The organism is Rhodococcus mengyinensis, from assembly GCF_048381435.1.
In the GTDB taxonomy this organism is placed as follows: Bacteria; Actinomycetota; Actinomycetes; order Mycobacteriales; family Mycobacteriaceae; genus Rhodococcus_F; species Rhodococcus_F opacus_D.
On the sequence record NZ_JBLWIT010000152.1, the window covers coordinates 1 to 22,411 of the forward strand.

At 66.0% G+C, this 22,411-nt stretch carries 21 protein-coding genes and 4 pseudogenes; 12 read left to right on the plus strand and 13 right to left on the minus strand.

Annotation, left to right across the window (positions count from 1 at the left end):
• Window positions 1-1,404 (minus strand): FAD-binding oxidoreductase (locus tag ACNJ7E_RS39880; protein ID WP_418342437.1); only part of this gene is annotated, 1,404 nt, incomplete at its 3' end.
• A 52-nt stretch (window positions 1,405-1,456) separates the two neighbouring features.
• Between ACNJ7E_RS39880 and ACNJ7E_RS39885 the strand changes: the two genes are divergently transcribed.
• Window positions 1,457-2,185 (plus strand): GntR family transcriptional regulator, encoded by a 729-nt coding sequence (locus tag ACNJ7E_RS39885; RefSeq protein ID WP_418342438.1) that lies wholly within the window; start codon window positions 1,457-1,459, stop codon window positions 2,183-2,185.
• 8 nt (window positions 2,186-2,193) lie between these two features.
• On the opposite strand, the gene ACNJ7E_RS39890 is transcribed toward ACNJ7E_RS39885, so the two are convergent.
• A complete protein-coding gene (locus ACNJ7E_RS39890) occupies window positions 2,194-3,918 on the minus strand; it encodes a PucR family transcriptional regulator (protein WP_418342439.1) in 1,725 nt (574 codons plus the stop codon).
• 158 nt (window positions 3,919-4,076) lie between these two features.
• On the opposite strand from ACNJ7E_RS39890, the gene pruA reads away from it, so the two are divergent.
• Both pruA and ACNJ7E_RS39900 read left to right on the plus strand, forming a co-directional pair.
• A complete protein-coding gene (gene pruA, locus ACNJ7E_RS39895) occupies window positions 4,077-5,732 on the plus strand; it encodes an L-glutamate gamma-semialdehyde dehydrogenase (RefSeq protein WP_418342440.1) in 1,656 nt (551 codons plus the stop codon).
• Entirely contained in the window at window positions 5,732-6,697 is a 966-nt protein-coding gene (locus ACNJ7E_RS39900; RefSeq protein WP_418342441.1) for a proline dehydrogenase family protein, read from the plus strand. The genes pruA and ACNJ7E_RS39900 overlap by 1 nt, the downstream gene beginning before the upstream one ends.
• Window positions 6,698-6,749: 52 nt before the next feature.
• Here the strand turns inward: ACNJ7E_RS39900 and ACNJ7E_RS39905 are convergent.
• Window positions 6,750-7,121, minus strand: a pseudogene (locus ACNJ7E_RS39905) (DUF421 domain-containing protein); the annotation flags it as partial.
• Window positions 7,122-7,442: 321 nt separating this feature from the next.
• Here ACNJ7E_RS39905 and ACNJ7E_RS39910 point away from each other — a divergent pair.
• From ACNJ7E_RS39910 to ACNJ7E_RS39920, 3 genes are all read left to right on the plus strand, one after another.
• Complete coding sequence (locus ACNJ7E_RS39910; protein WP_009472909.1) at window positions 7,443-7,712, plus strand: DUF7218 family protein; 270 nt, start codon at window positions 7,443-7,445, stop codon at window positions 7,710-7,712.
• An 87-nt stretch (window positions 7,713-7,799) separates the two neighbouring features.
• Window positions 7,800-8,210 carry a VOC family protein gene (locus ACNJ7E_RS39915; protein ID WP_280784312.1) on the plus strand — a complete coding sequence of 137 codons (411 nt, stop codon included), beginning with the start codon at window positions 7,800-7,802 and terminating at the stop codon, window positions 8,208-8,210.
• Window positions 8,211-8,350: 140 nt separating this feature from the next.
• Window positions 8,351-8,938, plus strand: coding sequence for a TIGR03086 family metal-binding protein (locus ACNJ7E_RS39920; protein WP_280784313.1), 588 nt, complete (start codon window positions 8,351-8,353; stop codon window positions 8,936-8,938).
• A gap of 156 nt (window positions 8,939-9,094) precedes the next feature.
• On the opposite strand, the pseudogene ACNJ7E_RS39925 reads toward ACNJ7E_RS39920, so the two are convergent.
• A pseudogene (locus ACNJ7E_RS39925) lies at window positions 9,095-9,345 on the minus strand (AMP-dependent synthetase); the annotation flags it as partial.
• Between ACNJ7E_RS39925 and ACNJ7E_RS39930 the strand changes: the two are divergent.
• A pseudogene (locus tag ACNJ7E_RS39930) lies at window positions 9,340-9,603 on the plus strand (citrate/2-methylcitrate synthase); the annotation flags it as partial. The pseudogenes ACNJ7E_RS39925 and ACNJ7E_RS39930 overlap by 6 nt on opposite strands.
• 94 nt (window positions 9,604-9,697) lie before the next feature.
• On the opposite strand, the gene ACNJ7E_RS39935 reads toward ACNJ7E_RS39930, so the two are convergent.
• On the minus strand, window positions 9,698-10,744 hold the full coding sequence (locus tag ACNJ7E_RS39935; protein WP_418342442.1) for a helix-turn-helix domain-containing protein: 1,047 nt from the start codon (window positions 10,742-10,744) through the stop codon (window positions 9,698-9,700).
• Window positions 10,745-11,481: 737 nt separating this feature from the next.
• On the opposite strand from ACNJ7E_RS39935, the gene oxdA reads away from it, so the two are divergent.
• The 5 genes from oxdA to zigA all read left to right on the plus strand — a co-directional run bounded on the left by oxdA (window position 11,482) and on the right by zigA (window position 16,801).
• Window positions 11,482-12,555, plus strand: coding sequence for an aliphatic aldoxime dehydratase (oxdA, locus tag ACNJ7E_RS39940; protein WP_348539674.1), 1,074 nt, complete (start codon window positions 11,482-11,484; stop codon window positions 12,553-12,555).
• The gene (locus tag ACNJ7E_RS39945) at window positions 12,555-14,114 is read left to right on the plus strand and encodes an amidase (RefSeq protein WP_280784316.1); all 1,560 of its coding nucleotides are present in this window, start codon (window positions 12,555-12,557) and stop codon (window positions 14,112-14,114) included. The genes oxdA and ACNJ7E_RS39945 overlap by 1 nt, the downstream gene beginning before the upstream one ends.
• Window positions 14,115-14,186: 72 nt before the next feature.
• Entirely contained in the window at window positions 14,187-14,810 is a 624-nt protein-coding gene (nthA, locus tag ACNJ7E_RS39950; protein WP_280784317.1) for a nitrile hydratase subunit alpha, read from the plus strand.
• 26 nt (window positions 14,811-14,836) lie between these two features.
• Entirely contained in the window at window positions 14,837-15,475 is a 639-nt protein-coding gene (nthB, locus tag ACNJ7E_RS39955) for a nitrile hydratase subunit beta (protein ID WP_280784318.1), read from the plus strand.
• 99 nt (window positions 15,476-15,574) lie between these two features.
• Window positions 15,575-16,801 (plus strand): zinc metallochaperone GTPase ZigA, encoded by a 1,227-nt coding sequence (zigA, locus tag ACNJ7E_RS39960; RefSeq protein WP_418342443.1) that lies wholly within the window; start codon window positions 15,575-15,577, stop codon window positions 16,799-16,801.
• Between the two features lie 104 nt (window positions 16,802-16,905).
• On the opposite strand, the gene ACNJ7E_RS39965 is transcribed toward zigA, so the two are convergent.
• From ACNJ7E_RS39965 to ACNJ7E_RS40000, 8 genes and pseudogenes are all read right to left on the minus strand, one after another.
• The gene (locus tag ACNJ7E_RS39965; RefSeq protein WP_280784320.1) at window positions 16,906-17,223 is read right to left on the minus strand and encodes an NIPSNAP family protein; all 318 of its coding nucleotides are present in this window, start codon (window positions 17,221-17,223) and stop codon (window positions 16,906-16,908) included.
• Window positions 17,224-17,295: 72 nt separating this feature from the next.
• Window positions 17,296-18,486 (minus strand): alpha/beta hydrolase family protein, encoded by a 1,191-nt coding sequence (locus tag ACNJ7E_RS39970; protein WP_280784321.1) that lies wholly within the window; start codon window positions 18,484-18,486, stop codon window positions 17,296-17,298.
• A 25-nt stretch (window positions 18,487-18,511) separates the two neighbouring features.
• Window positions 18,512-19,303 carry an SDR family NAD(P)-dependent oxidoreductase gene (locus ACNJ7E_RS39975; RefSeq protein WP_418342444.1) on the minus strand — a complete coding sequence of 264 codons (792 nt, stop codon included), beginning with the start codon at window positions 19,301-19,303 and terminating at the stop codon, window positions 18,512-18,514.
• On the minus strand, window positions 19,300-20,298 hold the full coding sequence (locus ACNJ7E_RS39980) for a cyclase family protein (protein ID WP_280784323.1): 999 nt from the start codon (window positions 20,296-20,298) through the stop codon (window positions 19,300-19,302). Before ACNJ7E_RS39980 ends, ACNJ7E_RS39975 begins: the two co-directional genes overlap by 4 nt.
• Window positions 20,295-21,068 carry an SDR family NAD(P)-dependent oxidoreductase gene (locus ACNJ7E_RS39985; protein ID WP_418342445.1) on the minus strand — a complete coding sequence of 258 codons (774 nt, stop codon included), beginning with the start codon at window positions 21,066-21,068 and terminating at the stop codon, window positions 20,295-20,297. The genes ACNJ7E_RS39980 and ACNJ7E_RS39985 overlap by 4 nt, the downstream gene beginning before the upstream one ends.
• Window positions 21,065-22,063, minus strand: a complete 999-nt coding sequence (locus tag ACNJ7E_RS39990; RefSeq protein WP_418342446.1) for a fumarylacetoacetate hydrolase family protein — start codon at window positions 22,061-22,063, stop codon at window positions 21,065-21,067. Before ACNJ7E_RS39990 ends, ACNJ7E_RS39985 begins: the two co-directional genes overlap by 4 nt.
• Before the next feature lie 65 nt (window positions 22,064-22,128).
• The gene (locus ACNJ7E_RS39995; protein ID WP_418339497.1) at window positions 22,129-22,290 is read right to left on the minus strand and encodes a hypothetical protein; all 162 of its coding nucleotides are present in this window, start codon (window positions 22,288-22,290) and stop codon (window positions 22,129-22,131) included.
• Window positions 22,287-22,411: pseudogene (locus ACNJ7E_RS40000) on the minus strand (IS701 family transposase); the annotation flags it as partial. The pseudogene ACNJ7E_RS40000 and the gene ACNJ7E_RS39995, both read right to left, overlap by 4 nt.

Consider the following 22,411-nt stretch of genomic DNA (forward strand, 5'->3'; position numbering starts at 1 on the left):
GCTGCGGGCGCGGCCGTCCCCGTGCTCACCGGACAGGGATCCGCCGTAGCCGGCGACGAGTGTGCTCGCCGCGACCAGGAAGTCCCGGAAGATGCCGTCGCCGCCGGGCTTGTCGAGCGGCCAATCGATGCGCACGTGCATGCATCCGTCACCGAAGTGCCCGTACGGCAGGCCGGTGACGCCGAATTCGTCCATCAGGGCGTCGAAGTCGCGTAGGTAGTCGCCCAGCATGGCCGGTGGCACGGCCGCATCCTCCCATCCTGCGTGCGCGGGCAGGCCGGCAGGACTGCGGCCGGCCAGTCCGGCACCATCGGCGCGAATCCGCCACAGCTGGGCGGTACGGCCCGCGTCGGTGACCACGAGGCTGTCCACGGCTCCGCAGTCCCGTCCGACCTGCCGGGCCCTGGCGATCGTCTCGTCGAGGTCGTCGCCGACGACCTCGACGAACAACCAGGCCGCCCCCGCAGGCAACGGCGGAACCGCATCCGGGCCGCGGCGCTCACGCACCACCTCGACGATCCGGGAATCGATACCCTCGCAGGCGGTCGGATCGAACTTCAGCACCAGCGGGGTCGCGTCACCCGCCGACGCGATGTCGGCGTACCCCAGCACGACCAGGACGCGGTGGGCGGGCTCGGACACCAAGCGGACCGTCGCGCGGGTTGCCACCGCGAGGGTGCCCTCCGTGCCGACCAGCATGCGGGTCACGTCGAACCGATTTTCCGGCAGCAGGTGTTCCAGGGCGTATCCGGACACCTGACGGCCGAATTGCCCGAGCTCGGTGCGAATGGTCGCCAAACCGGCGCGGGTGACCTGCTGTAGTGCACTCAGCGCCGGGGAGGCCGTCACCTCGCCGGCCGAACCCAGTTGCAACGACTCCCCGGTCCCGGTCAGAACGTGCAGGCCCTTCACGTTGTCTGAGGTCCGGCCGTATCCGAGCGTGCGCGAACCGCAGGCATTGTTTCCGATCATGCCGCCGATGGTGCAGCGAGTGAACGTCGATGGGTCGGGCCCGAATCGTAGGCCGTGCGGTGCAACGGCCTGCTGCAGCACCGTCTGAATCGTGCCCGGCTCGACGGTGGCGGTCTGTGCGTCCCTGTCGATCGACAGCACCCGGTTCATGTGCCGGCTGAAGTCGAGAATCAGTCCCGTCCCGACGGCGTTACCTGCAACGGAGGTGCCGCCACCGCGAGAGGTCAGCGGCACGCCCTCTCTGCGGCACACCGCGAGGGCGGCAGCGACCTCGTCGGCGTGGCGCGGCCGCGCGACGACCAGCGGTCGCACCCGGTACAGGGACGCATCGGACGAATAGGCAGCGCGGGTGGTGCCGTCGGAGAGAACATCGCTCACTCCCGAACTGCGCAGCTCAGCGGCCAGTGATTCAGCGGAGATCATTCGTAGCATGCTACATGCACCTAGCATGCTACGAACAGCCCCGTGTTGTTACAGTGATCGGGTGGCAGACGAAGCGCTCGAACTCGAACCGCTCACCCCGTTCGCGGGACGACGGATGGAGCAGGCGATCGCGGCGGTGCGGGCGGCCATCGACGACGGCCGCATGAAACCGGGAGTGAAGTACTCGGTCTACCAACTCGCCGAGGGTCTGGGCATCTCCCGAACCCCGGTGCGGGACGCTTTGCTGCGCCTGGAAGAAGTGGGAGTCATCAAGTTCGAAGCACGCCAGGGCTTCCGCATTCTTCTCCCCCAGCCGAAGGAGATCGCGGAGATCTTCGCAGTCCGGTTGGCCCTGGAACTACCCGCGGTCCGCAAGGCCGCAGCCGTGGCCGACCCCACGCTCTCGGATGCACTGCAGCGGCAACGACGCCTGATGCAGGACGCCGCCGCCGGCGGCGACGAACACGAGTTCGCCCATCATGATCTCGGGCTTCACGACCTGATTCTCGACGCCGCCGACAACGCCCGAGCCCGCGCGATCGTCAAGACCCTTCGCGAGACCACCCGGCTGCTCGGGGCCAATACCGCCGACAAGACCAGAACACTCACCGACATCGACGACGAGCATGCGCCCATCATCGATGCCATCATCGCCGGGGACCCCGGCGGAGCGGAAGCCGCCATGCGCGTTCATCTGGTCAACACCGGGAAACTCCTTGTCGCCCAAGCTGTTCTCAGCGACGACTCCGGCCTCTCCGTCGACGAGATCTGGTCTGCCGTCATCTCCTGACCAACGCGTCAACCCTGCGGCGGCTTCTCCGGTGTCGCGCGCCGGTGCACGGCAAGTTGCAGTTCGAACAGCAGCCGGTCGGCGGCGTCCTGCAGACCGATCCCGATGATCTCTTCCACTCGGCGGATCCGGTACCGCAGCGTGTTGGGATGCACGCTCAGTGCGGCGGCGGCATTACGAACGTCCCCGTGCTCCGCGAGGTAGGTCTCGGCGCTCTCGCACAGGTTGGAACCATGCTTGCGGTCGTACTCGTACAGCGCATCGACGCGCGGATCGTGCAGTTCCGGGTGCTCGCCGACGAGGTCGAGGATCTCCCCGAGCAGCACCGCGGTGCGGGATTCGGCGAGCGTGGTCACCCGTCCCTCCGGGAACGTGGCGGCAGTGCCGTCGAGAACCCGGTCGACCTCGACCCGCGCCGCGGCCACCTGCGCGAGGTCGGGAACCGGAACGGCGATCGCGGCCCGCAGCACGATCGACCGCTTGGCCTCGAACTGGTCGACGAGCTGCCGCGTCCACGCGGTGACCCCCGCAGCGGACTTGTAGCGAGGAAGGAGCACGTAGGCGCGATCACCGATCACGGTGGCGACCGAATGGCGGCTGAACGAGCTCGCGTGCAGGCGGAGCATGCTGCCCATTCCGGCGAACTCGCCGGTGGCCGTCGAGCTCTCCGATCCGGTCGGCGCGAAGCCCACGACAGCGGCCGCGCCGCTCATCGGCAAGTTCAGGGCGCTGGCCACGGAGGGAACATCGACGCCCCCACCACGCGCACCGAACAACCGTTGGACCAGCAACCCCTCGGTGGAGGGGGCGTTGAGACTTCTGGAGATGATCCGGGCTGCGATCGCCGAAGCGCCGCGCAACACGTCCACCGCATCCGGATTGAACGGTGCGTCGCCCTGTTGCACCCAGATCGAACCGAGAAGCCGCGGTGCGGTCGAGGTGTCCTCGGTGGACTGGCGGATGCTGACCACCAGGCGCCGCTTGGTGGCGAGTTCTTCGTGCGCGGGCACGTCGATGACCTCGTCGCTTTCCCGGAGCCGGTCGAACACTCCCCACTTCTGCAGTGTCCGCAGGTAATCGCGTGGGCCCTCACGGCCGAGGATCGACAAGGCGCGCAGTTCGTCCGCCGCTTCGTCGGAGGCAGAGTATGCGAGCACCTTCGACTGGGCGTCCTCGATCGAGACCATCCCCCCGGCGTTCTGGGCGACGATCTGCGCGAGGCCGAACAGGTCAGTGTCCGTGGCGAGCAGATCCGGGTCCGCAGGTGTGCCACGCCCGCGGCGAGACCGGTCGAGCATGCGCTGGACCAGCGGGAACACGTGATCCCATCGCGCCTTCGGGTGCACCGCCACGAGGGCGACGCCGGCACGGTGCGCCGCCGCCTGCACTGCGCTCGATTCGTGCGCCGTCTTCGACATCACCGCATGCGGCCGGTGCCGTCGCGCCCGCCCGGAGACGTCGTCGAACCAGCGCACGGCGTCGGCGTCGGCAACCCCCACATGGAGATACAAGTCCTGCATCGGAGATTGCGATTCGGTTTCGACCGTCAGATCGGAGCTGTCGACGAGCGCCACCGATGCCACAGTGACGTCGTCACCCGCGGGAGCGTCGATCAGCTCGACGACCGCGGTGTCGAGAGCACGGAGAAGCTCACGCAGCGTGATGGTTTCGGCAGCAGGATCGGACGCCGCGGCTGCCGTGGCAGGACTTCGATTTCCGGAAGGCACCGACATCGCTCCGCTCGGAGGGTGAGAACAGGTTTAGCCAACAGTACAACCTTCATCAGCATCTCTTGTCCTGTTGGCTCAATATCTCGGCTCTGTTCTGGTGTTGACTACACCTAGTTCGAGCGGCGGTTCCTTCGCCGCCACACCCCCCCGTAGGAGGTTCCATGGACGCCGTCACCACCACGCCCCAGCCGATCAACGAGCCGGTGGGCTCCTTCGCCCCGGGGAGCCCCGAGCGTGCCCGACTGCAGGCGAAGTTGGCCGAGCTGGGTTCGAACCCCACCGAGATCCACAACGTCATCGGCGGTGCGCACCGGCGCGGCACCGGCCCCGCGATCGACGTCGTGCAGCCGCACCGGCATGCCGCCGTGCTGGGCACCTTCACCAACGCCGGCGCCCAGGACATCCAGGACGCCGTTGCAGCCGCCACCGCCGCCGCCCCGGCCTGGCGGGCACTGTCCTTCGAGGACCGCGCCGCAGTGTTCCTCCGCGCGGCCGACCTGCTGTCCGGACCGTGGCGTGAAACCCTCTCCGCCGCAACCATGCTCGGCCAGTCCAAGACCGCGTACCAGGCCGAGATCGACACCCCGTGCGAACTGATCGACTTCTGGCGCTTCAACGTCCAGTTCGCCCGGCAGATCCTCGCCGACCAGCCGATCTCCTCCCCCGGCGTGTGGAACAAGCTCGAATACCGCTCCCTCGAGGGCTTCGTCTACGCCATTACTCCGTTCAACTTCACCGCCATCGCCGGCAACCTGCCCACCGCCCCCGCCCTGATGGGCAACACCGTGGTGTGGAAGCCCTCGCAGACCCAGGCCGTGGCCGCGTACTGGACGATGAAACTGCTCGAGGCCGCCGGTCTGCCGCCCGGGGTTATCAACCTCGTCAACGGCCCCGGCGCCGAGGTCTCCGACATCGTTCTCGCCGACCCCCGCCTGGCCGGGATCCACTTCACCGGGTCCACCGCCACCTTCCAGCACCTGTGGCGCCAGGTCGGCGACAACATCTCGAACTACAACAGCTACCCACGCCTGGTCGGCGAAACCGGTGGCAAGGACTTCGTCCTCGCCCACAGCTCCGCCAACCCCGACACCCTCACCACCGCCCTGCTGCGCGGCGCGTTCGACTACCAGGGACAGAAATGCTCCGCGGCCTCCCGCGCGTTCGTCCCGAAGTCGGTGTGGGCGAAGATGGGCAACGACTTCATCGAGAAGGCGTCGACGCTGGAATACGGGGATGTCACCGACTTCTCGAACTTCGGTGGCGCCGTCATCGACCAGCGGGCGTTCGACCGCAACGCCGACGCCATCGCCCGCGCCAAGGCCACCCCCAGCCTGACCATCGCCGCCGGCGGCCATGTCGACGACAGCGTCGGCTACTTCGTCGACCCCACCGTCCTGCTCGGTGACGACCCCACCGACGAGGCCTTCCGCACCGAGTACTTCGGACCGATCCTGTCCGTCCACGTCTACGACGACTCCGCCGCCGGATCGTTCGAGAAGGTCCTCGACCTGGTCGACAAGGGGTCCGCCTACGCGCTGACCGGCTCGATCATCGCCGACGACCGCACCGCGATCGCCCAGGCCACCGACGACTTACGATTCGCGGCCGGCAACTTCTACATCAACGACAAGCCCACCGGCGCCGTCGTCGGACAACAGCCCTTCGGAGGAGCCCGGGCGTCGGGCACCAACGACAAGGCCGGCTCCCCGCAGAACCTCCTGCGCTGGGCCTCCGCCCGCACCATCAAGGAAACGTTCGTCCCGGCCACCGACCACCACTACCCCCACCAGGGCGCCGACTCCTCCGAGGACATCTGATGGCGGCCGCGGATCTGTTGCGGCCCGCCCTGCTCGCCGCAGCCCGCTCCCCTCGCATGGAACGCACGGTCAGTCGCATTCCGGTGACCAAGAGCCTCGTCGACCGGTTCGTCGCCGGCGAGACCGAGAACCAGGCCGTCACCGCAACGACCTCGATCCTGGACTCCGGCCGCTACATCAGCATCGACTACCTCGGCGAGGACACCACCGATCTCGGGCAGGCCTCCGGAACCGTGTCGCATTACCTGACGCTGTTGTCGTCGCTGGCGCAGCGTGCCCCGGCCACTGACTCCGGCGGTCGGCCGCGCAGCATCGAGGTCTCCCTGAAGCTGTCCGCGCTCGGACAGTTCCTGCCCCAAGACGGTCACAACGTGGCACTCGAGAACGCCCACAAGATCTGTACCGCGGCCGAGGAAGCCGGCGTCTGGGTCACGGTCGACGCCGAGGACCACACCACCACCGACTCGACCCTGTCGATCGTGGGAGAGCTCCGCGAGGACTTTCCCACTCTCGGCACCGTGCTGCAGGCCTACCTGAAGCGCACCGAAGCGGATTGCCGGGACCTCTCCGGGCCCGGATCGCGGATCAGGTTGTGCAAGGGCGCGTACAAGGAACCCGCATCTGTTGCCTACCAAGGTAAGCCCGCGGTCGACGAGGCTTACCTGCAGTGTCTGCGGATCCTGATGAACGGCGAGGGCTACCCGATGGTCGCCTCCCACGATCCGGCCATGGTCGACGCCGCACTGGCGCAGGCGAAGGCCACGGGTCGCACCACCGACGAGTTCGAGATCCAGATGCTCCACGGCATCCGGGACGCCGAGCAGTTGCGTCTGGTCGAGCAGCAGCAACACGTGCGGGTCTATCTGCCCTACGGCGAGCAGTGGTACGGCTACTTCATGCGCCGTCTCGCCGAACGCCCCGCCAACCTGGCCTTCTTTCTCAGGTCACTGACCTCGACGAAGTAAGGGCTCGGGACGCCGTCGCGGTACGCCAGGCAGGAGCGACTCCCACCGCATCTCACGCGATGCCCGGTTGCTCCGGCGCACCTTCGCCCGCGCCACCCGCCCGGGTGAAGAACGAAACGCGGCCGTTGGTCTCGAGCACGGCAAGCTCGATTTCGTCGAACCGGCGGATGCCCTTCTGCCGGGCATCCGCCATCAGGTCGTCCAGCGACATTCGCTCGGTGCGTAGCCGCTGCAGGTCGGGTATCCCGTCACGAACGATGATGACGGGAACACCGTGCGTGACCCCACGCACGCGGGGGAATCGCGCATTGGCCCATGCCAGGGCCAGTGTGAGCAGGGCGAACACTCCGACCGCGAGGACTGCGGACGTAACGGAGTACTCCTGTTGCGTCACGCCCTGCTGAACGAGGTCGCCCATGACGACAGGACCGCCGCACGGATCACGATCTCCATCAGGGCACCAGGACACCGAGACCGATCCCGAGTGGCCGAGCTGACTCGAAGGCTGAATGTAGGCGTCGAAGCCCAGGGTGAGTGTGTCTCCGGGCGGTGGATCGATCGTCATGTAGGTCCGCGAAGCGTCGCTGGTCTCTGCGGACGGCTCGGGTGTCCATCCCTGGGTCTCGAACAAGTCGAAATTAACTGCGCGCGACTGCACTGCACACGAGGTGTTGTTTGATTCGCTTGTGGCACGGGTAGGCGGAAGATGCAGCAGCGTCGATGTTTCGGATGGGAGGAACACGAGATGGCACGCAAGGATTCGCAACCCCAACTCAAAGACCAGGAAATGTACGAGGAACTCCGCGAGAAGGGCGATTCCAAGGAGAAGGCCGCACGAATCTCCAATGCCGCGGCCAGTCGTGGGCGCGAGAACGTCGGAAAGTCGGGCGGGAAGTCGCAGTCATACGAGGACTGGACGGTCGACGAGCTCCAGAAACGTGCCAAAGAGCTGGGTTTGCAGGGTTATTCGAAACTGAACAAGAAGGAGCTCATCGACGAGCTTCGCAATCATTAGCCGGGCGGCTGCCCATGTGTGAGGCCTGTCGATCCTGCAGGATCGAGGCCTCACGAGCCGTTGCAACCCGAACGTCAGGCGAACAGCGTGCTGCTCGACGGTATCAACCACATCGCCTGGATCTCGAAGGACGCCGCCCGCTTGGGCCGGTTCTACGCCGATGTGTTCGACGCCGACGTCGGACCCACACGCACCCACGGCGACGACGGCAGAGAAACGATGACCGTCATCCGCATCGGCCCGCACACCGAACTGAACATCTTCGTGATCGAAGGCAACACCGAACCTGAGCGCCAAACACCCATGTGGGGACGGGGACGCATCGATCATGTCGGCCTGCAGGCCGCCTCACACGAAGCATTCGCCACGATTCGGCAACGTCTGATCGACGAGGCCGCCAGCGACGGAGCCGTCAACGACTTCGGCGCCGTCCAGAGCATCTTCTTCCGCGACCCCGACGGACTCGAAGGGGAAGTGCTGATAGCCAAACCCCGGTAGGACGCCCTGGCGACAGATACCGGGAGCTCGCTCGATCCCATCATGGCCGATGACCTGGATTTCGACCTCGATCGATGCAGCACGTCGTACCGTGGAACCGTCACCGATCCGCATAGTGACCGACGCGAGGAGTGCTGAGAATGTTCGATCTCGAACCCGCCACCGACGTAATGGCCTCTCTCGTCGAGTCCGTGCGCGACGATCAACTCACAGCACCGACACCGTGCCCGGAGCTCACCGTCGGTGACCTCCTCGACCACATCGACGGGCTGTCGCTTGCGTTCACCGCCGCCGCGACGAAGACACCGCCCGCCGGGGGCAGCCAACCACCCTCCGCCGACGCCGCTCGCCTCGGCACCGACTGGCGCACCCGGATCCCGCAGCGTCTGGCCGCGCTCGCCGGCGCCTGGCGCGAGGAGGCGGCCTGGCACGGGATGACCCAGGCAGGTGGACTCGACCTACCGGCCGACGTCGCGGGCGCGGTCGCGGTGGACGAGATCGTCGTGCACGGCTGGGACCTCGCCGTCGCCACCGATCAGAACTTCCACAGCGCACCGGAACTACTCGGCGCCGCATACGAGTTCGCGAAGTCATCGGCCGACCAGAACCCGCACGGCACGCCCGGACTGTTCGGGCGACCGGTGACCGTTCCTGACTCCGCGCCACTGCTCGAGCAACTGCTCGGCCTCACCGGCCGCGATCCACAGTGGGTTCCCGCCGCCACGTAGCCGTCCGCACTGTCCGCCGCGGACAAAGCTCGAGGAGAACTCGAGCCCGGCAGAATATTTCGGACCACCCTCCCCGCGAATAATGTCATGGATCACACGGCAACTCGAAGGGGAACGAAACAGTTTCCGACATCGGCTATTTCAACTCGTGGGGCGCGCTCCGACGACGGCCGCTTCGAGGACTCCGTCGTGGGTGGCGAGTGCGTTCTCGATCTTCTTGGGGTAGATGTTCTCGCCCCGCGGATGATCATGTCCTTGATACGGTCGACGAGGGTGAGGTACCCGTCCTCGTCGAGTCGGCTGACGTCGCCCGTGTGGAGCCAGCCGTCGACGATGGTCCGGTCTGCCTCCTCCGGACGCCCCAGATAGCCGTGCATCACGTTGGCGCCGCGAACGACGACCTCGCCGAACTGCGTGAACGCCGCCCCGACCGGGCCATCGAAACCAACGTCGAATTCTGGGCCGCGGTCATCCTCGACTTCGCCGAGGTCCCCGCGCACATGATGCCCGCGATGTTCACCTGCGGCCGCACCGCCGGCTGGTGCGCCCACATCCTCGAGCAGAATCGTCTCGGCAAACTCGTCCGCCCCGGCGCCATCTACACCGGACCCGCGCCCCGCACCCCCGAATCCGTCGACGGCTGGGACCAGATCGCCTCGACGTAGAGATCGACACCGTTGAGAAACGCGACGCAGGGCCGCGCAAGACGCCGTCCGCGGGCGGGCGCCTACTGGCGGCGGATGGGCCCTCGGGCCTCGATCATCGGTGCTGTTCGCGGTAGCGGCTCGGACTGATGCCGTAGGTCGCCGTGAATGCTCTGCTGAAGACGGACAGATCGATGAACCCGAACTGGGCCGCGATGTCGGTCAGGGATCGGGGGATGTTGCGTGGGGCCACCATCGCTTGGCGGCAGGCCTCGAGTCGGTGTTCGCGAATCGTGGCAGCAGCGGTTGCGTCGAAGCGCGCGAACACCCTGTGGACGGTTCTGGTGGAGACGAAGAAAGCCTGAGCGATCCCGGACGGGGACAGGTCCGGGTCGTCGAGGTGCTGTCCGATGTACTGCACCATGTTCGCGTGCAACTCCCGCATGGCGGCATCTGGATCGTCGGGCTGACATTCCTCCTGCGCCGCGGTGATGGCCAGGTCGGCCAAACCGCCGGCGAGCCCGATCGCGCCTCCGGAGGAGACCTCCCCGTCGGCGACGAGGAGCCTGGACAACATTGGTGACAGTAACTGTCCCACAGGGGAAGTGGAGCTGACGGTCCGCGCTGTCAACTGCTGTGACTGGCTCTCGGTGAGCGACACCGAGGCGCGCGGCCAGGTGAACACTCGCAGGTGCCAGTCCGGATGCAGGTTCCAGGTAAAGGGTCGTGAGGTCTCGTAGAGGGCGAAATCACCCGGGCCGAGAATGCAGGTACGTCCGTCCTGGATGAGCTGGCCCTCACCCGCGACAACCATGCCGATCTGCATCAAATCGAGTGGGTGGCGGTTGGCAAGCCTCGCCGTTCGGCGGAAGGATTGCGATGTCGCGGTGACGTCGGCAGCCATCAGGTGCGCGAAATGCCGGGTATGGACCGCGCCGGTGAAGTGCGTGGGCTCGGCGGGATCGATATCCAGCGCGACGAAGGTGTCGCGGATCGTGTCGATCCAGGTGCCGAGCGTGGTGGTCCGAACCACCTCGCGACGCTGATGAGGTGTCGACCCGGCGCGCGACAGTGACGGTTGCAGCACTGGTGTGTTCGCGGGCCGGCAAACCGAGCAGTCCCCATGCACGAGGTCGCCATCAGGCGGTGGCAACGACGTCATGAACAGCTTCCTCTCCTCGCGTGAACCCAACGCTATGAGCGGGGAAACCGCATGTCAACGCGCGCTCGCCTATTTACGCGGAAGAAACACGCGAACCCTGTGAATTCCGGCGCCAGTGGTTCCGCCCCCGCGATGACGATGTCGCGGAGTGCAAAGGGGGTAGTCGCTGAGCGTCAAACATCACGACCCGGAAGCTCCTACCGTTCGAGTACGCCGGAAAGACCCGGATGGCTCACGGGACATCCTGGACCGATTGACGATTCCTCGTCCCGGCCGCTAGCGGATCGTCGATGTAGACAGAAGGACAAACTATGGAATTCATCGCCGTTCGTCACGCTGTGGACCCCTACGGAGTAATCGCTCCTCGCGGAGCGAGATAGCATGCCACTCCTGCTGCTCGACGCTGTCATGGCACTTCTCCGAACGCTGATCCGCCCCTACCGTTGGCCGGCCGACCTGAGGGACGGTGTCAGCAGAATCGCGACGACACGAGCCTATCGACGGTCATTGGCGCTGCACGCACACTTGGCGGGTACACACGACGACAGCGTGTACGCCGACGACTTCGGCGCCACAGCTCTCCGGCAGTGACCACAGGATCGGCGCCGAGTGTCGCTGATCGTCGAACTACCTGTCGCTCGCAGTCAAATCCACACCGGGACAGCGCGGTAGTTTCGATCACCAACCGAGTTGCCGAACGTTCTCGGCAAGCCCCAACTCATGAATGAGGAGTCTTCATGGAATCTGCAATCGGCGACCATCTCACATGTCCGCGGAGCTTGACTCGGCGTGTGCCCGACGACTACCAACCCCCTTTCCCGATGTGGGTGGGACGCGCTGACGAGCACCTGCAGCAGGTTGTCATGGCGTATCTCGGCGTGCAGTTCCGCGGCGACCAGCAACGCCCGGCCGCGCTTGCGGCCATGCGCGACATCGTTGCCGGCTTCGATCTCGACGACGGCCCGCTGCACCACGACCTGACCCATCATGTGGACAATCAGGGCTACGAGAATCTGATTGTCGCCGGATACTGGAAAGACGTTGCTGCCCATACTCGTTGGATACAAGGCTCAGCCGCGGCCGACTGGTGGGCATCGGATGAACGACTGTCCGAGGGACTTGGCTACTTCCGCGAGATCGTTGCCCCGCGGGCCGAGCAATTCGAAACGCTCTACGCCTTTCAGGACCACCTCCCCGGTGTCGGCGCTGTCATGGACGGGATCAGCGGCGAGATCAACGAACACGGGTACTGGGGTTCGATGCGCGAACGTTTCCCGATCTCCCAGAATGACTGGATGCAGCCCTCGGGCGATCTGCGGGTGATCAGCGGCGATCCTGCAGCGGGTGGCCGTGTGGTGGTACAAGGTCACGACAATATCGCGCTGATTCGGTCCGGCCAAGATTGGAAGGATGCCGAATCCGAAGAGCGCGCCCTGTATCTCGAGGAAATTCTCCCGACCTTGCAGCAGGGCATGGATTTTCTTCGCGACAACGGCGATTCGGTGGGCTGCTACAGCAACAGGTTCGTGCGCAACATCGATCTGGAAGGGAACTATCTCGATCTGAGCTACAACATCGGCCATTGGGGTTCGCTCGACAAACTCGAGCGCTGGGCAGAATCCCATCCGACCCATCTGCGAATCTTCACCACCTTCTTCCGCGTCGCCGCCGGCCTGTCAAAACTTCGGCTCTATCACGAGGTCTCGGTGTTCGACGCGTGCGACCAGCTGTACGAGTACATCAACTGCCACCCCCAGACCGGCATGATGCGCGACGCCCAACCGGTCAAGCACGTGAGGAGCACCACCTGATGACAGTCATCCGACCGAACGACGACGCAATCGGTTCTGCCGCAGATCATTACGGCCTACATTTTGACGCTGCGACTCGGCTGGAGTTCGCAGGCTTGGTCGATGGCGCGCTCGGTTCGTATGACGTAGTCGACGACCTGTATGCGGACGAGAATTTCTCGGCACCCTCCCGCGATCATGCGACACCTGATGCGAGCGACAATCCCTTGGGCGCATGGTATGTAACCACGAGTATCTCGACGGCGACAGAAGGTCCGCTGGCCGGCCGGCGTGTGGCGATCAAAGACAACGTGACCGTGGCCGGCGTGCCCATGATGAACGGATCGCGGTCGCTGGAGGGGTTCGTTCCCACCCGTGATGCAACCGTGGTCACCCGACTGCTCGATGCCGGCGCCACGGTGGCGGGCAAGGCGGTGTGTGAGGATCTGTGCTTTTCCGGTTCGAGCTTCACCCCGGCCAGCGGTCCGGTGCGCAACCCGTGGGATCGTGACCGCGAGGCCGGTGGATCCTCAGGCGGCAGTGCCGCCCTCGTCGCCAACGGCGATGTCGACATGGCGATCGGCGGCGACCAGGGTGGGTCGATCCGAATTCCGGCCGCATTCTGTGGCGTGGTCGGGCACAAGCCCACGTTCGGGCTGGTCCCCTACACCGGTGCCTTCCCCATCGAGCGCACGATCGATCATCTCGGGCCCATCACCCGCACGGTCGAAGACGCCGCCCTGCTTCTGTCGGTGATCGCCGGCCGCGACGGCCACGATCCCCGCCAGCCGGACAACCTCGTGGTGGATGACTATGTCTCGACCCTCGACTCCGGGATCGACGGCCTGCGGGTCGGCGTCGTGAGCCAGGGATTCGGGCACGCGAACTCACAGCCGGAGGTCGATGATGCGGTCCGTGCGGCTGCACACCGCTTCACCGAGGCTGGTGGCGTGGTCGACGAGGTGAGCGTTCCGTGGCATCTGCACGCGTTCCACGTGTGGAACGTGATCGCCACCGACGGCGGCGCCTATCAGATGCTCGACGGCAACGGCTACGGCCTCAACGCAGACGGCCTCTACGACCCCGAACTGATGGCGTACTTTGCGCAGCACCGCATCCAGCACGCCGATGCCCTGTCCGAAACCGTCAAACTCGTCGCCTTGTGCGGCCATCACGGTGTCACCGCGTTGGGCGGATCGAGCTACGGCAAGGCCCGCAACCTGGTACCGCGCGCTCGCGCCGCCTACGATGCGGCGCTGGAGAACTACGACGTCCTGGTCATGCCGACCCTGCCCTACGTTGCCTCCGAACTACCGGCGCAGGATGTGGACCGAGTCACCTACGTCACCAAAGCCCTCGGAATGATCGCGAACACCGCCCCATTCGATGTCACCGGCCACCCCGCCCTGTCGGTGCCGGCAGGTCTGGTGAACGGCCTTCCCGTCGGAATGATGATCATCGGGAAGCGATTCGACGACGCCACGGTCTTACGCGCCGGCCGCGCGTTCGAACAGATCCGCGGCGCCTTCCCCACGGCGACCGGCCAACCGGCTACCGCTGCACGTCTGAGTCTCGCCTGAGACAAGGCGCGTCCTACCCGCCCACTCACACCACCACTTCACAAGTATCAGCCCCTACAGAAAGTGGAAACAATGTCGGCAACGATCGAACACACACCAGACAACGCGGCACCAGCTCAAGCGCCGGCGTCGGATCGCGCGTGGGCCCTGTTCCGTGCGCTCGACGGAAAGGGTCTGGTCCCGGAGGGCTACACCGAAGGGTGGAAGAAGACCTTCGAGGAGGACTTCAGCCCGAAACGCGGCGCCGAACTCGTTGCGCGAGCCTGGACCGACCCGGAATTCCGCGACCTGCTCCTCACCGACGGCACCGCGGCCGTGGACCAGTACGGCTATCTGGGACCGCAGGGCGAATACATTGTGGCGCTCGAAGACACCCCTACCCTCAAGAACGTCATCGTATGCTCCCTGTGCTCGTGCACCGCGTGGCCCATCCTCGGGTTGCCGCCGACCTGGTACAAGAGCTTCGAGTACCGCGCCCGCGTCGTCCGTGAACCTCGAAAAGTGCTGTCCGAGATGGGCACCGACATCCCGGAGGATGTCGAGATCCGCGTGTACGACACCACCGCCGAGACCCGCTACATCGTGCTCCCCCAACGGCCCGCCGGCACCGAAGGCTGGACCCAGGAGCAACTGCAGCAGATCGTCACCAAGGACTGCCTGATCGGGGTCGCAGTCCCGCAGGTCCCGGCCAACTGATCCACCGAATCAAAGGAGCTAAACCCATGGATGGAGTTCACGATCTCGCCGGTGTTCAAGGGTTCGGCAAGGTGCCCCACACCGTCAACGCCGATATCGGTCCCACCTTTCACGCCGACTGGGAACACCTGCCCTACAGCCTGTTCTTCCTCGGAGTGGCGGAGCTGGGGGCCTTCAGTGTCGACGAGGTCCGCTACGTCGTCGAACGGATGGAACCCCGCCATTACATGATGACGCCCTATTACGAGAGGTACGCCATCGGCGTTGCCACCCTCATGGTCGAAAAAGGCATCCTCACCCACGAAGAACTCGAAGCGCTCGCCGGGGGCCCGTTCCCGCTGTCCCGGCCGGCCGAGTCGGAAGGCCGGCCGGCCCGCACCGACACCATCACCTTCGAGGTCGGGCAACGTGTCCGGGTCCGCGACGAGTACGTTCCCGGTCATATCCGGATGCCCGCCTACTGCCGCGGCAGGGTCGGGACCGTCACCCACCGCACCGGCGAGGAATGGCCGTTCCCCGACGCCATCGGCCACGGCCGCGCTGACGCCGGGGAGGAACCGACCTACCACGTCAAGTTCGCGGCCGAGGACCTGTTCGGAGACGACACCGACGCCGGCAGCGTCGTAGTCGACCTGTTCGAGGGGTACCTCGAACCGGCAGCCTGACCCGCTGCCGCACTGTCACCAACGGCGTGGGCGGGTACGCGTTCCCGCCCACGCCCTCCCTAGCCGGGATCTCCCCGACCGTCGGAAGGACTCCAAACAATGGCCGACACACGACTTCCTGTCACCGTGCTGTCAGGATTTCTGGGTGCAGGAAAAACCACCCTCCTCAACCAGGTCCTGCGAAACCGGGAGGGCCGGCGGGTGGCCGTCATCGTCAACGACATGAGCGAGATCAACATCGACAGCGCCGAAGTCGAACGGGAGATCTCACTGAGCCGCTCACAAGAGAAACTCGTCGAGATGACCAACGGCTGCATCTGCTGCACTCTGCGCGAAGACCTTCTCGCGGAAATCAGTGCACTGGCCGCCGATGGACGATTCGACTACCTTTTGATCGAATCGTCCGGTATCTCCGAGCCGCTACCGGTCGCTGAAACGTTCACCTTCATCGACACCGACGGACACGCTCTGGCAGATATCGCCCGCCTGGACACCATGGTGACCGTCGTCGATGCCCACAGCTTCCTTCACGACTACCAGACCGGCGGCCGCGTCCAGACCGACGCACCCGACGACGAACGCGACATCTCCGACCTGCTGGTCGATCAGATCGAGTTCGCGGATGTCATTTTGGTCAGCAAAGCCGACCTCGTCACTTCGGAGCACCTGACCGAACTGACCGCAGTCCTGCGCTCACTCAACCCCACTGCGCGCATACAGTCGATGTCCCACGGCCAGATCCCCCTCGACACCATCTTGGACACCGGCCTGTTCTCCTTGGAGAAGGCCGCCCAGGCACCCGGCTGGCTCCAAGAATTACAGGGCGAACACACCCCCGAGACGGAGGAATACGGAATCAGTTCCGTCGTCTACCGTGAACGCGCCCCCTTCCACCCCGGGCGGCTGCACCAGTTCCTCACCAGCGAATGGGCCAACGGTCGTCTTCTGCGTGCCAAAGGCTATTACTGGAACGCAAGCCGATTCACCGAGATCGGCAGCATCTCCCAGGCCGGCCACCTGATCCGACACGGCTACGTCGGACGCTGGTGGAAGTTCCTGCCCGAAACCTACTGGCCTGAGGACGACTACCGCCGCGCGGGGATTCTCGGCAAATGGGAAGAACCAGTTGGTGACTGCCGGCAAGAGCTGGTCTTCATCGGCCAGGGAATCGACCCCGACGCACTGCGCCACCAACTCGATGCGTGTCTGCTGACCACCGCCGAGATCGAACTCGGCCCCGACACCTGGACAACATGGCCCGACCCACTCGGCGACGGCCATACCGACCAGGTCACCAGCACCGTTGCCCAAACACACACCGCCTGACCCCGACACCACCTCGAGTTCCTACGCAACCACCTCGCGAATCTCCATAGGACCCTGCGCTGCTGCCGGTGACCGGGCCAGATCACCCTCGCATCGCTGCGCGATCAACGAAGCGGTGAGGACGCGGTGGTTTCGAGTCGCACCGTGTCGACGGAGGTGAAGTTCCGCATGTCGAATCCGGCCATGTCCGAGGCGAACTCGGCACTGGTCATGAAGTCGCGGGTGACCTGTTCGATGTCGGCGTCGGGCTCGCAGGAGACGAGCGCGATCAGCCGGTGCGAATCGTCGCTGTGTTCTGTCCAGATTCCATGGGTGGTGATCCCGTGCTTGCCGAGGCTGCTGATATGCCGGGGCCAGTGAACGTTGGCGTACTGGTCGAGTGTTTCGGCAGTGCGCAGGGTGTAGGTCCTCAGTTCGAACATGGCTGCGTCCTTTCATTGCTCCACGGCGGGCCACCGGGCCGTCGACCCAGATGTGCCCGACCGGATTGTGTCTCAGCTACCGGCGACGGTGGTGGCCGGCTGCGGGTGGGCGGCGAGTTCGGTGAAGGTGTCGGCGACCCAGTCGGCGACGAAATCGCTCACGTGCGGCAGGTGATCGAGACCGACGTGTTCGGCGCCTCCCTCTTCGGCGGTGAAGATCCGTAGCTGCCGTTTCGGGCTGGCGGTGGCCTGCTCGTACGAGCGGTGGGCGTATTCGACTGGAATCTGCCGGTCGTTTTCGCCGTGTGCGATCAGGAAGGGGACGGTGATGTTCTCCACGACGCCGTCGAGGTTGATTGCGTCGGCGAAGTCGAGAAACTCGTCCAGGTCGTCATGGCCCCATACCCACATCACGTGTTCCCAGTAGTGCGGCACCGGGCGTTCGCCCTCACGGTCGACGCGGCGACGCTGTACCTTGCCCCAGTCGTGGTTGGCGCCCCACGCCACACACAGCGCGAGGCGCTTCTCGAACGCGGCCGCCCGCGGTGCGTAGTAGCCGCCGAGAGACCAGCCGACGAGACCGATTCGGTCGGCATCGATGGTGTCGATCGTCTCGAGATAGTCCACACAGGCGGCGGCCCATTCCTCGGTGGCGATCTGCGCTGTGAGTCCCTGCAGGCGCAGTGCTTCACCGCTGCCGGGGCAGTCGACCATCAGGGTGGCGATACCGCGACGGGCGAGTTCGTGGCAGAAGCCGGACAGGTACATGTGTTCTTTGGTGCTGTCGAGACCGTTCCACATGATCATGCACGGCGTCCGCCCGTCCACGTCCGTGGGGCGGGTGAAGTAGGCGGGCAAGGTGGTGTCCCGGAAAGGAATCGTGACCTTGACAGTGAGCGGGTCGGCGAGTTCGAACGACCGCTCCATCAGATCCAGGACGCGGCGGTAGATGGCGTTGCGGTCGGGGGCGTCGGCGCTCTGCATGCGTTCAGCGTTGACGAGGTAGTTCGCGGCGCGTGCGTAGGTGCGGCCGGCGGTGCGTGCGTGGCCTGCCGCGAGATCGCGGTCGGCGTTGTCGACGAGGTCGTCGACGACCGCGGTCCAGGACGCGAGGAACTCCTCGGTACCGGCATCCTCGCCGCGGGTGGCGGCATCGCGGATCGGTCGGCATGCGCGGTCGATCTCGTCGATGTAGCCGCCGCTGTTGAGTGTGGCGACGACGCCGAGGTTCCAGACGTAGTTTCCGGGAAAGTACTCGAACATTATTGTCTCCTAGTGTGTTTCGTTTTCAGCTGGGCAGTACCGCGGACCAGCCGCCGTCGACCATCAGGTTGGTGCCGGTGACGTAGCCGGACTCGTCGGAGGCGAGGAACACCGCGTAGTTGACGACGTCGGCGGCGGTGCCGAGGCGGCCGAGCGGGATTGCGGACGCGATGTGCCGCATCGGGTGGTCGTCGGAGAGGAGGGTCGATTCGGACTGCGGGGTGCGGATCATGCCGGGGCTGATGCAGTTCGCTCGGATGTGGTGCGCTGCGCCCTCCGCCGCGAGCTGTTTCGTCATCGCGACCACCGCACCCTTGGAGGCGGTGTGCGCGAGCCGGGTGTTGGTGACCGAACCGGTCAACCCGGCCGTGGATCCGACCAGGATCACCGACGCATTCGCCGACTGCGCCAGGTACTTCCAGGCATGTTTGATCGGGAGGAACACGAGGTCGACTTCGTGGGCCATGACGAAACGCCAATCCTCGAGGGCGATGTCGGGGATCGCGGCGAAGGTCGCGAATCCGGCGTTGGCGTAGAGAATGTCGATCCGGCCGTGGACGGCGCCGACGCCGTCGATCCACGAGCGCACCGAGTCCTCGGCGGTCAGGTCGAGAGGATGGACACTGTTCATGATTCCGCCAGTGGCTGTGACGAGGTCCACGGTCTCGGCGGCCGCGTCGCTGTTGACGTCGCAGCCGTAGACGGTGGCGCCCTCGGCGGCGAAACGCAATGCCGCCTCCCGGCCTTGCCCGCCGGCGGTGCCGGTGATCACCGCGACCTTCCCGGCCAACCTGCCCTGTTGCATGGTCGTGCTCACTTGACCGCAATCGGGTTGACCGGGGCGCCTACGGCGCCGGTGACCGGCAAGGGGGCGGCGGTGAGGAAGAACTCGTAGATCCCGTCGGCGGCGCAGTCCGCGGCGAGAGCGTCGAGGTCCCACATCTCGCCGAGGAACAGCCCGATGTTGGGGATAGCGACCTGGTGCAGGGGTTGAAATGCGTTGTCGAACTCGTTGGGCCGCACCTCGAACCCCCAGGTGTCGGTGGCGATGGCGGCGATCTCGCTGCCGTGCAGCCAGTCGGCGGTGGTGAACGACAATCCCGGTGCCGCACCGCCGGCGTAGTCGCCCCAGCCCTCCCGCCGTGCGCGGGAGAGGTGGCCGGTGCGGACCAGCACGATGTCGCCTCGACCGACGGCGGCAGAGGCGCCCTGGGTGGCGATGGTCCGCTCGACGTGCTCGGTGGTGATCGCGAACCCGTCGGGCAATTCACCGTCGGTGCCGACCACCCGCCCGACGTCGAGCAGCACTCCGCGGCCCACGATCAGATCGGCGGCGGTTTCGATCCCGGTGACCTGATCGCCCTGCGAGGTGACGACCTGCCCTGCCCGGCGCCCGTTCCAGGCTCGGCCGTGGTCGAAGATGTGCCCGAGACCGTCCCATTGTGTGGAGCACTGCAGCGGCATCGCAATGACGTCGTCGGCGCCGCCGAGACCGTGGGGGAAGCCCTGGGTTCCGGCCTCGGCGTCGGTACCGGTGTCGAGCATCGTGTGCACCGGGTTGGTGCGTCGGCGCCAACCCTTCTGCGGCCCATCCATGTTGAACTGCAACGACAGACTGAAACTAGTGCCGTGGCGGATGAGCGCGGCGGCGTTCGCCCGCTTGACGTCGTCGAGGAAGTTGAGGGTGCCGTGCACATCGTCCTCTCCCCACCGGCCCCAGTTCGAACAGCGGTGGGCCGCGGCGGCGATCGCGGACTCGGGATCTGTGCGGTCGAGGGTGACCGCTGCCGTAGCGGTACGCGCGTCGGTCATGCGGATTCCTTTGTGATCGATGGAGTATTCGTCGCGGTGCGCAGTGCGTCCGAGATGGATTTCACCCCACCGTGGGAGGTCGCCCCGCCGTCCACGGTGATCTCGCTGCCGGTGATGTAGGCGGAGTCGTCGCTGAGCAGGAACTCGACGGTGCCTGCGATGTCGTCGGCGGATCCGGCCCGCCCCAGTGCGGTCTCATCGACCGAGGCGGAACGGAACGCGTCGGGGGCGGACGCGGTCATCGGGGTGTCGATGAATCCGGGGTGCACGATGTTGACCCGAATCCCGCGCTCTCCCAATGCCAGGGCGGCCGTGTGGGTCAATCCGCGGACCGCCCATTTGCTGGTGGTGTAGGCAACCGGGTAGTGGGCGGTCAGGGCCGCGATGGATCCGATGTTCACGATCGACGCCCCAGCGGGCATCAGCCGAGACAGCGCCTGGATCGCCAACAGTGGCGCCAGGACGTTCACCGCATAGGCGTCGGTCATGTCCGCGGCGGTGACGTCGTGCAGGCGTGCCCGGCGGGTGATGCCGGCACAGTTCACCAGTCCGTGGATCGTTCCGGCGTGACCCTCGGCCAGGGTCCGCCATTGCTGCGCGTCGGTGACGTCGAAGCCGCGGACGGGTGGGACCGCGGTGCTCGTGCGGTCGAGGGCGATCACCTCGGCGCCCGCGTGTTCGAGGCGACCGACGATGGCCGCACCGATGCCACCGGCCGCGCCGGTGACGACGATGGTCTTGCCTGCCAGCCGGGTCCTGGGCGTGTTCATGATGTGGATACCGTCGTCGTGTGGCGGGCCCGTTCGGCAACGTGGTCGCGCCGCCTCGGTGGCGGCAGGGTCGGCGCCGGAACAGCCGGGGCGCCGATGGTGTTGGTGAGGGTGCCGATGCCCTCCACCACGAGCGTCACGATGTCACCGGGCTGCAAGGACGGTGGGTCCTGTCGGCCGCGCCGGCCCCATTGTTCGGCAAGGCAGCCGCCGTTGCCGACGGTCCCGGACCCGAGGACGTCGCCGGGTTCGATGCGGGCGTTGCGGGAGGCGTAGGCCAGCAGCGCAGGGAAGGACCAGCCCATGTTCGACAGCACGTCCGCGCCGACCTCGACGCCGTTGACCTGCGCGGTGCAGGCCAGGGTCAGGAACCCGTCCTCGTCGTGGAAATCCGTAAATTCGTCGGCGGTGACCAGCACCGGGCCGAGGCTGTTGGCGAAATCCTTGCCCTTCGCCGGGCCGAGGCCCACCTGCATCTCCCGTTTTTGCAGGTCGCGGGCGGACCAGTCGTTGAGGACGGTGTACCCGAAGATGTGGTCCGCGGCCTCCTCGACGGTCAGATCGGTGCCTGCCTTGCCGACGACGACGGCAACCTCGAGTTCGAAATCGAGGGCGGTGCAGTCCGCCGGCGGGATGATCCGTGTGTCGGGACCGGTGACCGAGTACGGGTTGGTGAAGTAGAACTGCGGGGCGTCGTACCAGGCGTCCGGGACTCCGGTCGCCTCCTGGACGCTCGCGCGCACCCCTTCGACATGCTCCTCGAAGGTGACGAAGTCGCGGATCGTCGGTGGCCGGAGCGGGGCGTCGAACGCCACGTCCGCGACCGGGACGGGCCGGGCCGTCGACACCGCCTGCTCCCCGGCGGCGAGCGCGGCTACCAGCCCACTACCCACCAGGTTGAGGACCGAGGTGCCGGACGGCAACGGATACACCAATTCGCCGTCCACGACGGCGGCGACCTGACTTCCGTCATGTCGGACGGTGGCAAAACGCATGAGAATTTCCTGACGTGATCGACGGAGTAGATACAGGGGGATATCGGTTAGTACTGCAACGGCACTTATGGGAAGTGTCCGCGACGTCGGTAGTGGGAGGTGCGGGCCTGGTGTTGTCGGCGCCGTCGCCACTTCGACCAGGACCAGATGTGCTCGTCCGGGTGGGCGTGTCGCAGGATCAGTTGCACGAGCAGGCGGCGGATCTCGGGTAGCGTGTACGCGATCATGCCCTGATCTTCGATCCCGATTCCCCTTTTATCGCTTCGGTTTTCGTCCCGGCGAGCCAGGCGAGGGCGAGCATCGACAAGGTGATGTGGGCGTACCAGGCCCGGTAGGTGCGTACCTGGT

Coding starts and splice junctions, on each gene's coding strand:
- ACNJ7E_RS39890 (WP_418342439.1), bottom strand. CDS start 3,918: ATGTCGGTGCCTTCCGGAAATCGAAGTCCTGCCACGGCAGCCGCGGCG.
- pruA (WP_418342440.1), top strand. CDS start 4,077: ATGGACGCCGTCACCACCACGCCCCAGCCGATCAACGAGCCGGTGGGC.
- ACNJ7E_RS39900 (WP_418342441.1), top strand. CDS start 5,732: ATGGCGGCCGCGGATCTGTTGCGGCCCGCCCTGCTCGCCGCAGCCCGC.
- ACNJ7E_RS39910 (WP_009472909.1), top strand. CDS start 7,443: ATGGCACGCAAGGATTCGCAACCCCAACTCAAAGACCAGGAAATGTAC.
- ACNJ7E_RS39920 (WP_280784313.1), top strand. CDS start 8,351: ATGTTCGATCTCGAACCCGCCACCGACGTAATGGCCTCTCTCGTCGAG.
- ACNJ7E_RS39935 (WP_418342442.1), bottom strand. CDS start 10,744: ATGACGTCGTTGCCACCGCCTGATGGCGACCTCGTGCATGGGGACTGC.
- oxdA (WP_348539674.1), top strand. CDS start 11,482: ATGGAATCTGCAATCGGCGACCATCTCACATGTCCGCGGAGCTTGACT.
- ACNJ7E_RS39945 (WP_280784316.1), top strand. CDS start 12,555: ATGACAGTCATCCGACCGAACGACGACGCAATCGGTTCTGCCGCAGAT.
- nthA (WP_280784317.1), top strand. CDS start 14,187: ATGTCGGCAACGATCGAACACACACCAGACAACGCGGCACCAGCTCAA.
- nthB (WP_280784318.1), top strand. CDS start 14,837: ATGGATGGAGTTCACGATCTCGCCGGTGTTCAAGGGTTCGGCAAGGTG.
- zigA (WP_418342443.1), top strand. CDS start 15,575: ATGGCCGACACACGACTTCCTGTCACCGTGCTGTCAGGATTTCTGGGT.
- ACNJ7E_RS39965 (WP_280784320.1), bottom strand. CDS start 17,223: ATGTTCGAACTGAGGACCTACACCCTGCGCACTGCCGAAACACTCGAC.
- ACNJ7E_RS39970 (WP_280784321.1), bottom strand. CDS start 18,486: ATGTTCGAGTACTTTCCCGGAAACTACGTCTGGAACCTCGGCGTCGTC.
- ACNJ7E_RS39980 (WP_280784323.1), bottom strand. CDS start 20,298: ATGACCGACGCGCGTACCGCTACGGCAGCGGTCACCCTCGACCGCACA.
- ACNJ7E_RS39985 (WP_418342445.1), bottom strand. CDS start 21,068: ATGAACACGCCCAGGACCCGGCTGGCAGGCAAGACCATCGTCGTCACC.
- ACNJ7E_RS39990 (WP_418342446.1), bottom strand. CDS start 22,063: ATGCGTTTTGCCACCGTCCGACATGACGGAAGTCAGGTCGCCGCCGTC.
- ACNJ7E_RS39995 (WP_418339497.1), bottom strand. CDS start 22,290: ATGATCGCGTACACGCTACCCGAGATCCGCCGCCTGCTCGTGCAACTG.